The following is a 12,885-nucleotide window of genomic DNA, read 5'->3' on the forward strand; positions in this document are numbered from 1 at the left end:
GTCTACCAGGCCCGCTGCGGGAGATCCCAGTCGTCCCGCCAATCGCTGGGGCCGACCGTGCCCGGTGGCAACGGCTCGTCATAGGGATCGACCGCACAGGGCCGTTGTGTGCGTGGAGGTTTCGACTGTGCGGCCCGCAGTCCCGCCGCCGCGGTCTGGTGCAGCAGCGAAGCGGCATAGGGATGGTCGGTGAAGGTGCGCCGCATCTCGGCGGCGCTCTCGCGCGCCTGGGCGCACGCGGCCTGCTGCGCCTCGATCACCAGGTGCGCGAGGTCCCGCACCGCCGTCCCCTGCAGCGAATCGGCGATGGACAGCCCGGTGAGCGTCCCGTCGGCATCGACCTCGGCACGCACCTGCCCCTGCGCCGCCGCACCCTGCCCGCGGATCCGGGTCACCTGCTGCCCGATATGCGCGGCGTGCAGCATCAGTTCGGTCAGTGCGGTATCGGCATTGCTCGAGATCATGGAACTCCCTAGGGGTTGGGGAATTTCAGTGGGCTGCGAGAGGTGGGGGCTGCGAGAGGTGTGGGCTGCGGCCGAACTCAGATGGTGGTGGTCTGGCCGCCTTTGAACCAGGGGTCGTTGGTATTGAGGGCATTGAGGAGTAGCCGGATGGCCGCTACCCGTGCCTGTTTGCCCGGCAGGCTGTCGAGGGCGCATTCGGGGTCGGCGGGCGGGCCGAGGTGGGTGCAGCCGCGCGGGCAGTCCTCGATGGCGTCGGCGAGATCGGAGAACGCGCCGATGACATCGTCGGGCGTGATGTGCGCCAGGCCGAAGGAGCGAACGCCGGGGGTGTCCACCACCCAGCCGCCCTCCACCAGGGGCAGGGCGACGGATTGGGTGGAGGTGTGCCGGCCCTTGCCCACTCCGGATACCACGCCGACGGCTCGATCCGCGTCGGGGACAAGGCGATTCACCAGCGTCGACTTGCCCACGCCGGAGTGCCCGATGAGCGCGGTGAGGCGGCCGTTCAACAGTTCCAGCACCGGTTCGAGCGGATCGTCGACCCCGCCGTAGACGATGGTGAGGTCCAAATCCTCGAAGGTGGCGGCGAATTCGGATTCTGCGGCGAGATCATGTTTGGTCAGGCACAGAATGGGTTGCAGCCCACCGACATACGCCGCGACCATGGCGCGCTCCACGAATCCGGTGCGGGGCGGGGGATCGGCCAGGGCGACCACGATGAACAGCTGCCCGGCATTGGCGACGACGATCCGTTCGAACGGATCGGTGTCATCGGCGGTGCGGCGCAGAACCGTTCGCCGTTCCGCGACCCGGACGATGCGCGCCAGGCTGTCCGGCTTACCGGAGATATCGCCGACCAGGTCCACCTGATCGCCGACCACTATGGGAGTGCGGCCCAATTCGCGGGCGCGCATGGCGACGATCCGGTGTTCCGGATCGTCGTCGAGCACACAACCCCACCGGCCACGGTCGACCGCGACGACCATGGCCGCTTCCGCATCCAGATGCTGCGGACGGGTTTTGGTGCGGGGACGCGAGGCCTTGCCCGGACGGATCCGGACGTCGGACTCGTCGTACTCGCGGCGCTTCAGTTCCCTGCCTCCGATTCGCTGAGCATGTTTTCCCACAGCCCAACGAAATTCGGGAGCGTCTTGGCGGTGGTGCCGATGTCCTCGATCTCGATGCCCGGCACCACGAGACCGATAATCGCTCCGGCAGTGGCCATTCGGTGATCGGCGTAGGAGTGCCACTGCCCGCCGGACAGCGGCGCCGGGGTGATGATCAGCCCGTCCTCGGTCTCGGTGACATTGCCGCCGAGCCGGTTGATCTCGGCGGCAAGGGCCGCGAGCCGATCGGTTTCGTGGCCGCGCAGGTGCGCGATACCGCGCAGGCGGGACGGCGAATCGGCAAGGGCCGCAAGGGCTGCGACGGTCGGGGTCAGCTCACCCACGTCGTGCAGATCGATATCGATGCCGGCGAGGCGCTGCGGCCCGTGTACCGTGAGCACATTCTCGAAGCTGCGACATTCCGCGCCCATGCGCACCAGGATTTCGCGGATCACATCGCCGGGCTGCGTGGTGTAGCGCGGCCAGTGCGGAATGGTCACCGTGCCGCCGGTGACGGCCGCCGCCGCCAGGAACGGGGTGGCATTGGAGAGATCCGGCTCCACTTCCCAGTCCACGGCGCGGATCGGCCCGGGCGCTACCGTCCAGGTCTGCGCCTTGCGCGGATCGGTGGGAGCTTCCACCTGCACATCGGCCTGGCGCAGCATCTGCACCGTCATCTCGATGTGCGGCATCGAAGGCAGCCGCGCGCCATCGTGATTCACGGTGACGCCCTGTTCGAACCGCGCCGCCGACAGCAGCAGTCCGGACACGAATTGCGAGGATCCGGAAGCGTCGATGGTGACCGGCCCACCGCGCAGCGCACCCGTTCCGTGCACCACGAAAGGCAGTGTGGCGCCGTCGATATCGACGCCGAGGCTGCGCAGCGCGTCCAGGATGGTGTCCAGCGGCCGTACCCGCGCCTGCTCGTCGCCGTCGAAGGCGACATCACCGGTGGCCAGGGCGGCCACCGAGGGCAGGAATCGCATGATGGTGCCCGCGAGCCCGCAGTCCACGACCGCACTGGTGAATTCCGCGGGCGGGGTGACGGTGAGCGTATCGGCGTCACCCTCGATTCCCACGCCCATGGCCCGCAGCGCATCGATCATGAGGTTGGTGTCGCGGCTGCGCAGCGCACCGGTGAGGGTGGACCGCCGATCCGCCAGTGCGGCGAGGATCAGCGCCCGGTTGGTAATGGATTTGGACCCGGGCAGGGTCACGGTCGCGTGCACGGGAGTTCGGACATGGGGCGCGGGCCAGAAAGTCACAGGTCCATCTTCCCAAACGATCGACGCCCTGCGGGGCTCCCCGCCCCTTTCGTCCGGTGCGGGACCTGGAAAACCGCGGTTTTCCCACCGTATCGGCTGTCCTGGACCCTGGAATGCCCGTCAGACTAGCCATATACGTATATGAGTACGTATACTGGCCGAGTGATCGATCCCATCAGCCTCACCCTCGGCGCCGCACTGGTCGGCGGTGGCTGGGTGCTCGGCCGCTTCGGTTCCCGCCGGAACAAGCAGCCCAAGCAGCTCGCACAAGCCACCGCGTTGTGCGGCTGCGGCCACGATCTCGCCGTGCACGATCGGGAGGGCAGTCGCTGTCACGGCGAAACCTTCCGCAAGAACGGCCACGGCCTCAAGGAGTGGGCGAGCTGCAACTGCCGGCGCTACACCGGCCCGACCCCGATCGAAGATTTCTTCGTCCCCCCGGCCCTGCCGCCGACCCCCTGAAATGCCGAACGCCGGTCCCCTGCAAGGGAACCGGCGTCCTAGGCGCTGTTTACTTGTTGCGCCCGTGCAGGAACGGCACGATCTTGCGCAGCAGCTTCATGGTGCTGTCGGTCCGCGAGTACGACAGCAGCGCCATACCCGGAATCGTGAAGCGCTGCACCGCGATCGAATGCGGCCGCGAGAATTCCAGCAGCCCCGGTGCACCGTGGATGCGCCCGATACCGGAATCGCCGACGCCGCCGAACGGCAGTCCGGAGATGGCGGCGTAGCTGAGCACCGAATTCACCGAGGTGCAGCCGACATTCAGGCGGCGCGCGATCTCCAGCCCGTGCTTGGCCGAGTACACCGCCGAGCCCAGTCCGTACTTGCTCTTATTGGTCAGCTCGACCGCTTCGTCGATGCCGTTGACGGTGCGAATGGTGACGGTCGGCCCGAAGGTCTCCTCGCACACCGCATCCGAGGATTCGTCGGTATCGACCAGGATGACCGGCTCGATGAACGGACCCTTGATGGATTCGGGCCCGCCGAGCACGGCGGTGCCACCGTTCTTCAGCGCGTCCTCGATATGCCGCCGCACGATATCGATCTGGCTGGGCATGGTCATCGGCCCGTAGGAGGCCTTGTCGTCCGAGCCCGGCTTGATATCGGTGAGAATTCGCTTGACCTCGGCAATGAACGGCTCAGCGATCGACTTGTCGACGTAGACCCGCTCGACGCCCGCGCAGGTCTGCCCGGAGTTGGAGGTGGCGCCCCACGCGACCGCGTCCGCCGCGGCCTTGATATCGGCGTCTGCGGCCACGATCACCGCATCCTTGCCGCCGCACTCCAGCAGTACCGGGGTGAGCGAGTCGGCCGCGGAGGCCATGATCTTCTTACCGGTCGCGGTCGATCCGGTGAACGCCAGCTTGTTCACGCCCGCGCGCACCAGCGCGGCACCGGTGGCGCCGAAGCCGTTGATGGCGACGAAGACACCGTCCGGCAGGTCCGGATTCGCCTCGGCGAAGGCGGCGGCGACGAAATTGCCGATGCCCGTGGAGAATTCGCTCGGCTTGAACACGACCGTATTACCGGCGGCGAGCGCATAGGCAATGGACCCGTTGGGGGTGTAGATCGGGTAGTTCCACGGCCCGATGATGCCGACCACGCCCAGCGGACGCTGCTCCACATGCGCGGAGAAGTTCGACATCAGCGCACCCGGCGAGACCTTCTTCGGCTTGAGCACCTTCTCGGCATTGGAGGCCGCCCACTTGATGTGCTCGAGCACCAGCATGAGCTCGAGGTAGGCGTCGTCGAGCGGCTTGCCGTTCTCGGCGTGGATGAGCGCGCACAGCTCGTCGGATTTCGCGACCAGCTTGCTGTTCCAGCGCAGCAGATGCCGCTTGCGCTCGGCGTAGCTCAGCGCGCCCCAGGTGGCGGCGGCGGTGCGGGCCTTGGCGACGGCGGCGTGCACTGCGGCCTCGTCATCGATCTTGTAAGTGGCGAGAACCGCGCCGGTGGCGGGGTTGACGGAGGTCAGCACGGCGTCCTGATCGATCGGGGCGGTGTCGGTAGCAGGCATGATTGGCAGCGGTCCCTTTACGAGAGTGTGATGCGACGAACGTCTCATACGTTCCAAGTGAAGTCAATTGCCCTCACTTTACCCGCGAGTGCTTCAAGGTGTGGGAAGTCTCGAATCTGTCGGTGTCCGGTGGCAGCATGGTGACCATGTGCGGTAGGTACGCGACAACCACGAATCCCGCCACGCTGGCCGCCGAACTCGATGCTCTCGACGAGACGAGTGCCGGCAACGGCAAGGGCTTCGACCCGAACTACAACGTGGCGCCCACGAATCAGGTGCTCACAGTGGTGGAGCGGCACGACCGCGACCACCCGCAGGACCCGGCGACACTACGCATCCGGGCCATGCGCTGGGGTCTGATCCCGCCCTGGAGCAAGGCTTCCGAGCCCGGCATCCCGGCCAAGGGCAAACCGCTCTTCAATGCCCGTGCCGATAAGGCTGCCACCACCGCATCCTTCCGCGATGCCGTGAAGAAGCGCCGCTGCCTGGTCCCCATGGACGGCTGGTACGAGTGGGTGACCGAACCGGGCGGTTCGGGCAAGGCCGTCAAACAGCCCTTCTTCATGTCCAGGGCGGACGGTGAGCGCCTCTATATGGCCGGTCTCTGGTCGGTCTGGCGCGACCGCAGTCTGGGCGACGAGGCGCAGCCCCTGCTGTCCTGCACCATCCTGACCACGGACGCTGTCGGCGACCTCACCAAGATCCACGACCGCATGCCACTACCCATGCCCCGCGAGCACTGGGCCGCCTGGCTGGACCCGGACCACCCCGCACCGGAAGAACTCCTGGAAACCCCACGCCCCGAGGATGTTTCGGACATCCTCATCCGTCCGGTGCCGTTATTGGTGAACAGCGTCCGCAATAACGGGCCCGAGCTATTGAGCAAGGTGGACGAACAGGCCGGTCAGATCAGTCTGATCTGACCGGCCCGCACGAATCAATCTGCTAGAGATCGCATTTCACCGAAGGCAGGGCGATATTCAGCCCGCACTTGAACGCGCCGGTGGCCAGATCGATGATCTTCGTCGTCATGGTGCCGCCCAGCTTGCCGGCCTTTTCGGGCTTCTCGTCCTTCTGTGGCGCTTGCTGCCCGGGCGCCGACGGATCGGGTCCGAGCGGATAGTTCGGATTTTGGGGAGCGACGGTGATGGGGGCCGCCGTCGCGGTGGCTGCCGTCAGCGGGCCGGACGCCAGCGCTACGAGCAGTGCGCCGGAGACGGCTACCACGCTGGTTCGAAATCGCTGATGGGGAGACATAAACGCATCACATCCTCGAGTCGGGCGAACCTGGCGAGAGGGGGAAACGTACAAAAACGACAAATACGCACTGAGACAAGTAACGCACAGAGTGGGCCGCGATCCGGGGATCGCGGCCCACTTTGTGCGTGTCAAGGCACTGGTCAGGTGCCCATATTGCTAGCCGATCGCCGCAGCGGCGGCCTCTTCGATCTTCTCCTGCCGGGCCTGGATACCACCGGAGGTGCGCAGCGGCACTTCCTTCCAGAACATCACCAGGATCAGCGCGATGAGCGCGACCGCGGCAGCCACGAGGAACACGGTGTCCATGGCGTTGGCGAAGCCGACCTTGAGCGGATGCGCCAGCGTCGGATTCACCTTCTGGATGATCGAGCTGTCGTCGAGCACCTTCGCCGCGGCGGCCTGGTCGTGCTGAGCGAGACCGGTGGCCAGCGCCACATCGGCCGGATTGCTGCTCTGCATGCCGTCCCTGATCGCCTGCTGGTACGACGATGTTGTTGCGGCGGACTGCAATTCGGTGCTGATATTCGGCCCGATCTGCGAGAACATGATCGACAGGAAGACCGCGACACCCAGGGTTCCGCCGATCTGCCGGAAGAAGGTCGCGGCCGCGGTGGACACGCCCATATCCTGCGGCGGCAGCGCGTTCTGAATCGCCAGCGTCAGCGGCTGCATCAGATTGCCCAGGCCGAGGCCCACAATGAGCATGAACAGCATGGCCACGTACAGCGGGGTGTCCGCGCCGATGAAGTGCAGCATGAACAGACCCAGCACCAGCAGGCCCGCGCCCAGCGGCGGGAAGATCTTGTAGCGGCCGGTGCGAGAGATGGTCTGACCGGCGAAGATCGAGGCCGTCATCATGCCGACCACCAGCGGCAGCATCTGCATACCGGCGAGGGTCGGGCTGGAACCACGCACCACCTGCAGGTACTGCGGCAGCATGGTCATGCCACCGAACATGGCCGAGCCGACCACGATCGAAATGGCCACGCCGAGTGCGAAGGTCGAGTTCTTGAACATGCGCAGCGGAATCAGTGCGGCATCACCGAGTTTGGCCTGCACCGCGATGAATCCGATCAAGCCGAGCGCACCGACCACGTAGCAGACCATGGAGTTGGTACTGCCCCAGCCCCAGATGCGGCCCTGTTCGGCGACGACCAGCAGCGGCACCAGTCCGATGGCCATGGTGAGCACGCCGAACCAGTCGACGGTCGCCTTGGATCGCTGCACCTTGGGCAGCTTCAGCACGCGGGACACGACGGCCAGCGCGATGATGCCCAGCGGCACGTTCACCAGGAACACCCAGCGCCAGCCGGTGATCCCGAGGATCTCGTTCTGACCGGAGATGATGCCGCCGAGGACCGGGCCGGCCACGCTGGAGGTACCGAACACGGCCAGGAAGTAACCCTGGTAGCGAGCGCGCTCACGCGGCCCGACCATATCGCCGAGGATGGTCAGCGCCAGCGACATCAGACCGCCCGCGCCCAGACCCTGGAAGGCCCGGAAGGCCGCCAGCTCGTACATGGACGAGGCGAAGGCGCACAGCAGCGAACCGGCCACGAAGATCGAGATGGCCGCCAGATAGAACGGCTTGCGGCCGTACATATCCGAGAGCTTGCCGTACAGGGGAGTGGAGAGGGTCGCGGTGATCAGGTACGCGGTGGTGACCCACGCCTGCATCGAATAACCCTGCAGGTCATCGGCAATGGTGCGGATCGACGTCGACACGATGGTCTGGTCGAGCGCGCCGAGCAGCATGCCGAGCAGCAGGCCGCTGAGCACGACCATGATTTGTTTGTGTGTGAAACCGGCGGTGGACTGCGGTTCCATTTCTGCTGTAGTCGTCACGAATTACTCTCTGGGGACTCGATTTTCGGAAGAATTTTGGATGTGCCCTTGGGGTAGAGGGCAGCCATCTTGAGACTGCGGGTCTGCTCGTAGCCGTCGACGAACCTGCTCAGCAGGGTGACGAAGGATTCCTGCTCGTCAGGGGTCCAGTCGGCCATGATGTCGCGCAGTGTCTCGTTGCGCCGTACTCGGATCTCGGCGGCTACGTCGTGCCCTGCGGCGGTCACCGCCAGCACGCTGACCCGGCCGTCGGCGGGGTCGGCACGGCGTTCGATGAAACCGCGTTTCACCAGGTTCGCCGCCTGCCGGCTGATGGTCGAGGCGTCCGAGTAGAGCGCCTCGGCGAGGGCCCCGGAGCGCATCGGCCCGTTGTGGATCAGCTTGAACAGGATGGCGAACGCGGCGGGTTCGACCTCGCCGTCGGTGGCCGCGGCGATCTGCGCATTGGCGCGATCCCGCAGTCTGTTCAAACGAATGATCTGGGTGGCGACGGTGTCGGCCACGTCGTCGGTGACGGGGCAACTGGGTTGCGCCTGGTCATCGGTCACGGGTCCACCTCCTTGCATCAAACAACTGCTTGTGTCTATCAACTGCTTGTAGCAATCAACTAGTTGTACTCAGCAAGTATGTGGAGATAGTTGTTCCTTGGCAAGTTATTTTCGGCGGGGGTGTCTCAGCTCACTGCGACCGCGGCGGTAACGGCGCTGGTCAGCCGTACCAGCTCGGCCGGATCGAGCTCGATTTCCAGCCCGCGCCGCCCGGCGCTGCACAGCACCCGATCGAACCCGAGTGCGGATTCGTCGATGACGGTCGGCAGCCGCTTCCGCTGGCCGAGCGGCGAAATCCCGCCCAGCACATAGCCTGTCGTGCGTTCCACCTTCGCCCTGTCGGCCATGACGGCCTTGCCGTCACCGAGCGCCGCGGCCGCCGCCTTGAGCGAAAGCTTGGCCGGAACCGGCAGCACCGCCACCGCGAGCCCGCCCGAACCGAGCTCGATGACCAGCGTCTTGAAGATCTGTTCCGCGCTCACCCCGAGTTCCGCCGCAAGCGCAGCCACCGCCTCCGCACCGTAGGAATCGCTGCGCGGATCGTGCGGGTAGGCGTGCACCCGGTGCTCCACTGCTGCCTGCACCAGTGCCTTGATCGCGGGGGTCGAAGCTGCCATGCGCCCACCCTAAACAGCGGCCCACCGCGCGAGATACCGATTTTTCGCGTCCTCGGGGAACATGGCGACCACTCGGCCTGTTGCATGCCATACGCGTTATGTTTCCCATCACGAAGGAGGAGTCGGTGACCGTTCTGGTCCAGGAACGCCCGGTGCGCTTGGTGCTGCACCCTGCCGGTTTCCCGGCGCTCACCCCGCTCGCGGTAGATTCGACAGCTACGGCGATCGAAGGGAACAACGTGACGAGCGACGACGACATGGTCGTTCGCCTGCCCGATGACGACTCGGATACTGCCGAGACCATCCAGGCCGGCGACAACGGCACCGACGACGGCACGGAACGTGCGCGCAGCACGGAGACCCCCCAGGAACTGACGCGCCGATTCGAGCGCGACGCACTGCCGCTGCTCGATCAGCTCTACGGCGCGGCCCTGCGCATGACGCGCAATCCGGCCGACGCCGAGGATCTGGTCCAGGAGACCTTCGCCAAGGCGTACCAGGGCTTCCGGTCCTTCCGCGAGGGCACCAATCTGCGGGCGTGGCTGTACCGCATCCTCACCAATACCTACATCAACTCGTATCGGAAGAAGCAGCGCCAGCCCGCGCAGTATCCGACCGACGAGATCAGCGACTGGCAGCTGGCCGCCACCGCCGAGCACACCTCACAGGGTTTGCGCTCGGCCGAGATGGAGGCGCTCGAGGCCCTGCCCGACGACGACATCAAGCGGGCTCTACAGGAGCTGCCGGAGGAATTCCGGATGGCGGTGTATTACGCCGACGTGGAGGGCTTCCCCTACAAGGAAATCGCCGAGATCATGGGAACCCCCATCGGAACCGTCATGTCCCGCCTGCACCGCGGCCGTAAGCAGCTCAAGGGCCTGCTCGCCGACGTGGCCCGGGAACGCGGATTCAACCGGGGCAGCGATACGCGTCAGGAGGTCACCCAGTGAGCGACGAGATGGACATGGACTGCACGGCGGTGCTCGCCGACGTGTGGCTGCTCCTGGACAACGAATGCGACGAGACCATCAAGGCCCGTCTCCAAGAGCACATCAACCGCTGCTCGCCCTGCATCGAGGCCTACGGCCTCGAGGAGAAGCTCAAATCCCTGCTCAACCGCAAATGCGGCGGCGAGCGCGCCCCCGACTCCCTGCGCGCCCGTCTCACCATGGAAATCCGGACCACCTTCACGCTCCCCCGCCTCCCCGATACTTCAGCGCCCGACTGAGTGCCGTCGCCGGTCACACACGCGTGCCGGCGGTTAGGCGCCACCCCGATTTTGGGGGTACCCGGGGAGTTACCCGGACCTCACGAAATCAGTCGTCACGTTCCGTAGAAATAGCTTGAGCGGCACTCTTCCCGCTGGGAAGTGGTGCCGCTCAGTGCTTTTGGAGCTAGGTACTGCAACTCAGGCGTTCGGACGCTTGCCGTGGTTGGCTGCGTTCTTCTTCCGGCTGCGCTTCTTACGGCCACGCTTACCCATGGGTAGTCTCCCTTCTGTTCATGGCATTCTTTCATGTGTGGTTGTCTGTACCTTCATCGGATACAGGGTCAACGGAAACAAGGAGCCTCATGGCCGAGGAAGTGCTCGCGGAGATGGTGTCCACCGTCTACCAGATCGTCGCCACTGTGGGCGATCAGGTGAAGGAGGGTGACACGCTGGTAATCCTCGAGTCGATGAAGATGGAGATCCCGGTCGTGGCCGAGATCGACGGCACTGTTGCCTCCATCAACGTCAAGCCCGGCGATGTGATCCAGAAGGACGACCTGATCGCCGTCATCAGCTGACGGTATCTTCGGCCTCCGCTTCGCTCCGGCGGGTTCGTGGCCCTGGGAGTCTCGTTCTTCCCTCCCTCCGCTCCTCCGCTGCGCTCCCCCGCTCCACTCAGTCCAGAACGAGACGGGCCACGAACATGGGAGCGTGGGAAGATACCCAATGTTGTGGGTATCAGAGGAGCGAGGGTGAATGTCGACACTGAGCGATCTACTGGCTGAGCACACCGACCTACCGGGTGCCGCCGTCGATCATCTTCAACGTGTGGTGGGGGATTGGCAGTTACTTGCCGACCTCTCCTTCGCGGATTTGCTGCTCTGGGTGGGGACCGGCCCGATAGCCGAGGGCGCCGAAGTGGTGTGCGTCGCACAGGCCCGCCCCACCACCGCCCCCACCGTGCACCCGGAAGATCTGGTCGGTTCGCAGGCGACCAAGGAGATGCACCCGCAGATCTTCGAGGCCCTGCAAACGAATGACATCGTGCGGGTGGACACCGATTCGGAGGTCTCCGGCGTCTATCACCCGCAGCCGGTGCACGCGATTCGCGAGGCGATTCCGGTGCGCGTCGGCGACGATGTGATCGCCATTCTCGGTCGTGATACCGATGTGCAGCGCCGAAAGATGCGCTCCAGCTTGGAGATCGCGTACATGGCGGCCTCCGACGACCTGTGCCAGATGGTCAATGACGGCACCTGGCCGACGCTGGAGGATCGCACCGGTTCGCACTCCAGCCCAAGGGCCGGTGACGGTTTCATCCGTCTCGACACCGACGGCATCGTGGTTTACGCCAGCCCGAACGCGCTCTCGGCCTACCACCGCATGGGTCTGCAGAACGATCTGGTCGGTCAGGATCTGGCGCTCACCACCCGGTCGCTGATCACCGATCCGTTCGACGCGCAGGAGGTGGTCGGCGATATCCAGGCCGCCCTGGCCGGAAAGGCCGGGCGCCGAATGGAAGTCGAGGCGCGCGGGGCGACGGTACTGCTGCGCACCCTGGTACTGCGCCCGAACGGCAATCTCGGCGGAGCGGCGGTGCTGGTCCGCGATGTCACCGAGGTGAAGCGCCGCGACCGCGCGCTGCTGTCCAAGGACGCGACCATTCGTGAGATCCACCACCGGGTGAAGAACAATCTGCAGACGGTCGCCGCGCTGCTGCGATTGCAGGCCCGCCGCACCGAGAACGAGGAGGCCAGACTGGCGCTCACCGAATCGGTCCGGCGTGTGACTTCCATTGCGTCGGTTCACGAAATGCTGTCCATGTCGGTCGACGAGGAGGTCGATCTCGACGAGGTGGTCGACCGCCTGCTGCCGATAATGGCCGATGTGGCAACGGTGCACACCGCGCGCATCAAGGTCCGCCGGGCCGGCTCGCTGGGGGTCTTCTCCGCCGAACGTGCAACCCCCCTGGTCATGGTGCTCACCGAATTGGTGCAGAACGCCATCGAACACGCCTTCGATGCGGGCGAGAACGGTACGGTCACCATCCGTTCCGAGCGCTCCGCCCGCTGGCTGGACGTGATCATCAGCGATGACGGCCGCGGCCTGCCCGACGGTTTCAGTCTGGAAGCCTCGGACCGCCTGGGCCTGCAAATTGTCCGCACCCTGGTCACCGCCGAACTCGGCGGCTCCATCGGCCTGCACCCCGGCGCCGACATCGGCACCGACGCGGTCCTGCGCGTCCCCCTCGGCCGCCGTTCGGCCCGCTGAAGATATGTCCTGAATAAAGCCCGAAACCTATTCACCGGGATTGTTCTTGTCCAAGAACGCAACAACTGATCTCGTGAGATCCGGGTAACTCCCCGGGTACCCCCAAAATCGGGTATGTACCCAACCGCACTACGCGTGCATAACAGATAACGGATCTCAGCCGTGCGCTAAAGGTTCGGAGAGGCGGTACAGACACGAAAGCCCGGCACCATGTGGTGCCGGGCTGAATTGCGCTATGGCCGTAAGGCTGATCGGCCGTAGCGCCAGTCGTCTAGCTGA

At 65.5% G+C, this 12,885-nt stretch carries 15 protein-coding genes; 6 read left to right on the forward strand and 9 right to left on the reverse strand.

Annotated features, from left to right (window positions below):
- Positions 1–2: 2 nt before the first annotated feature.
- From JWN03_RS09565 to aroA, 3 genes are all read right to left on the reverse strand, one after another.
- Positions 3–464, reverse strand: coding sequence for a YbaB/EbfC family nucleoid-associated protein (locus JWN03_RS09565; RefSeq protein WP_297612798.1), 462 nt, complete (start codon positions 462–464; stop codon positions 3–5).
- Between the two features lie 77 nt (positions 465–541).
- Positions 542–1,591: a ribosome small subunit-dependent GTPase A gene (gene rsgA, locus JWN03_RS09570; RefSeq protein ID WP_297612800.1), complete on the reverse strand. Its 1,050-nt coding sequence runs from the start codon at positions 1,589–1,591 to the stop codon at positions 542–544.
- On the reverse strand, positions 1,552–2,835 hold the full coding sequence (gene aroA, locus JWN03_RS09575; protein WP_297612802.1) for a 3-phosphoshikimate 1-carboxyvinyltransferase: 1,284 nt from the start codon (positions 2,833–2,835) through the stop codon (positions 1,552–1,554). Before aroA ends, rsgA begins: the two co-directional genes overlap by 40 nt.
- A gap of 162 nt (positions 2,836–2,997) precedes the next feature.
- Between aroA and JWN03_RS09580 the strand changes: the two genes are divergently transcribed.
- Positions 2,998–3,297 (forward strand): hypothetical protein, encoded by a 300-nt coding sequence (locus tag JWN03_RS09580; protein WP_297612805.1) that lies wholly within the window; start codon positions 2,998–3,000, stop codon positions 3,295–3,297.
- A 49-nt stretch (positions 3,298–3,346) separates the two neighbouring features.
- Here the strand turns inward: JWN03_RS09580 and JWN03_RS09585 are convergent, their stop codons facing one another.
- Positions 3,347–4,855 (reverse strand): aldehyde dehydrogenase family protein, encoded by a 1,509-nt coding sequence (locus tag JWN03_RS09585; RefSeq protein ID WP_297612807.1) that lies wholly within the window; start codon positions 4,853–4,855, stop codon positions 3,347–3,349.
- A 146-nt stretch (positions 4,856–5,001) separates the two neighbouring features.
- On the opposite strand from JWN03_RS09585, the gene JWN03_RS09590 reads away from it, so the two are divergent.
- Positions 5,002–5,778, forward strand: coding sequence for an SOS response-associated peptidase (locus JWN03_RS09590; RefSeq protein WP_297612924.1), 777 nt, complete (start codon positions 5,002–5,004; stop codon positions 5,776–5,778).
- Between the two features lie 22 nt (positions 5,779–5,800).
- Here the strand turns inward: JWN03_RS09590 and JWN03_RS09595 are convergent, their stop codons facing one another.
- The 4 genes from JWN03_RS09595 to ybaK all read right to left on the reverse strand — a co-directional run bounded on the left by JWN03_RS09595 (position 5,801) and on the right by ybaK (position 9,125).
- On the reverse strand, positions 5,801–6,112 hold the full coding sequence (locus JWN03_RS09595; RefSeq protein WP_297612810.1) for a hypothetical protein: 312 nt from the start codon (positions 6,110–6,112) through the stop codon (positions 5,801–5,803).
- 159 nt (positions 6,113–6,271) lie between these two features.
- Positions 6,272–7,942 carry an MDR family MFS transporter gene (locus JWN03_RS09600; RefSeq protein ID WP_297612926.1) on the reverse strand — a complete coding sequence of 557 codons (1,671 nt, stop codon included), beginning with the start codon at positions 7,940–7,942 and terminating at the stop codon, positions 6,272–6,274.
- A gap of 14 nt (positions 7,943–7,956) precedes the next feature.
- The gene (locus tag JWN03_RS09605; protein WP_297612814.1) at positions 7,957–8,508 is read right to left on the reverse strand and encodes a MarR family winged helix-turn-helix transcriptional regulator; all 552 of its coding nucleotides are present in this window, start codon (positions 8,506–8,508) and stop codon (positions 7,957–7,959) included.
- A gap of 125 nt (positions 8,509–8,633) precedes the next feature.
- Positions 8,634–9,125, reverse strand: coding sequence for a Cys-tRNA(Pro) deacylase (gene ybaK / locus JWN03_RS09610; RefSeq protein ID WP_297612817.1), 492 nt, complete (start codon positions 9,123–9,125; stop codon positions 8,634–8,636).
- 257 nt (positions 9,126–9,382) lie between these two features.
- Here ybaK and JWN03_RS09615 point away from each other — a divergent pair, with 257 nt between their 5' ends.
- Both JWN03_RS09615 and rsrA read left to right on the forward strand, forming a co-directional pair.
- A complete protein-coding gene (locus tag JWN03_RS09615; RefSeq protein ID WP_297612929.1) occupies positions 9,383–10,075 on the forward strand; it encodes a sigma-70 family RNA polymerase sigma factor in 693 nt (230 codons plus the stop codon).
- Between the two features lie 8 nt (positions 10,076–10,083).
- Positions 10,084–10,353 carry a mycothiol system anti-sigma-R factor gene (gene rsrA, locus JWN03_RS09620; RefSeq protein ID WP_297612932.1) on the forward strand — a complete coding sequence of 90 codons (270 nt, stop codon included), beginning with the start codon at positions 10,084–10,086 and terminating at the stop codon, positions 10,351–10,353.
- A gap of 180 nt (positions 10,354–10,533) precedes the next feature.
- Here rsrA and JWN03_RS45780 read toward each other — a convergent pair whose 3' ends face one another.
- A complete protein-coding gene (locus JWN03_RS45780; RefSeq protein ID WP_371865352.1) occupies positions 10,534–10,608 on the reverse strand; it encodes a 50S ribosomal protein bL37 in 75 nt (24 codons plus the stop codon).
- Positions 10,609–10,697: 89 nt separating this feature from the next.
- Here JWN03_RS45780 and JWN03_RS09625 point away from each other — a divergent pair, with 89 nt between their 5' ends.
- Both JWN03_RS09625 and JWN03_RS09630 read left to right on the forward strand, forming a co-directional pair.
- The gene (locus tag JWN03_RS09625) at positions 10,698–10,913 is read left to right on the forward strand and encodes a biotin/lipoyl-binding carrier protein (RefSeq protein ID WP_297612820.1); all 216 of its coding nucleotides are present in this window, start codon (positions 10,698–10,700) and stop codon (positions 10,911–10,913) included.
- Positions 10,914–11,091: 178 nt separating this feature from the next.
- The gene (locus JWN03_RS09630; protein ID WP_297612823.1) at positions 11,092–12,606 is read left to right on the forward strand and encodes a sensor histidine kinase; all 1,515 of its coding nucleotides are present in this window, start codon (positions 11,092–11,094) and stop codon (positions 12,604–12,606) included.
- Positions 12,607–12,885 lie beyond the last annotated feature (279 nt).

The organism is Nocardia sp. (assembly GCF_025465275.1).
Taxonomy (GTDB): Bacteria; Actinomycetota; Actinomycetes; order Mycobacteriales; family Mycobacteriaceae; genus Nocardia.

What these genes read in the sequence shown, in the direction of transcription:
- JWN03_RS09625 (WP_297612820.1), top strand. Translation starts at nt 10,698, where the DNA reads ATGGCCGAGGAAGTGCTCGCGGAGATGGTGTCCACCGTCTACCAGATC.
- JWN03_RS09615 (WP_297612929.1), top strand. Translation starts at nt 9,383, where the DNA reads ATGGTCGTTCGCCTGCCCGATGACGACTCGGATACTGCCGAGACCATC.
- JWN03_RS09600 (WP_297612926.1), bottom strand. Translation starts at nt 7,942, where the DNA reads ATGGAACCGCAGTCCACCGCCGGTTTCACACACAAACAAATCATGGTC.
- JWN03_RS09630 (WP_297612823.1), top strand. Translation starts at nt 11,092, where the DNA reads ATGTCGACACTGAGCGATCTACTGGCTGAGCACACCGACCTACCGGGT.
- JWN03_RS09595 (WP_297612810.1), bottom strand. Translation starts at nt 6,112, where the DNA reads ATGTCTCCCCATCAGCGATTTCGAACCAGCGTGGTAGCCGTCTCCGGC.
- ybaK (WP_297612817.1), bottom strand. Translation starts at nt 9,125, where the DNA reads ATGGCAGCTTCGACCCCCGCGATCAAGGCACTGGTGCAGGCAGCAGTG.
- rsrA (WP_297612932.1), top strand. Translation starts at nt 10,084, where the DNA reads ATGGACATGGACTGCACGGCGGTGCTCGCCGACGTGTGGCTGCTCCTG.
- JWN03_RS09585 (WP_297612807.1), bottom strand. Translation starts at nt 4,855, where the DNA reads ATGCCTGCTACCGACACCGCCCCGATCGATCAGGACGCCGTGCTGACC.
- JWN03_RS09590 (WP_297612924.1), top strand. Translation starts at nt 5,002, where the DNA reads ATGTGCGGTAGGTACGCGACAACCACGAATCCCGCCACGCTGGCCGCC.
- JWN03_RS09565 (WP_297612798.1), bottom strand. Translation starts at nt 464, where the DNA reads ATGATCTCGAGCAATGCCGATACCGCACTGACCGAACTGATGCTGCAC.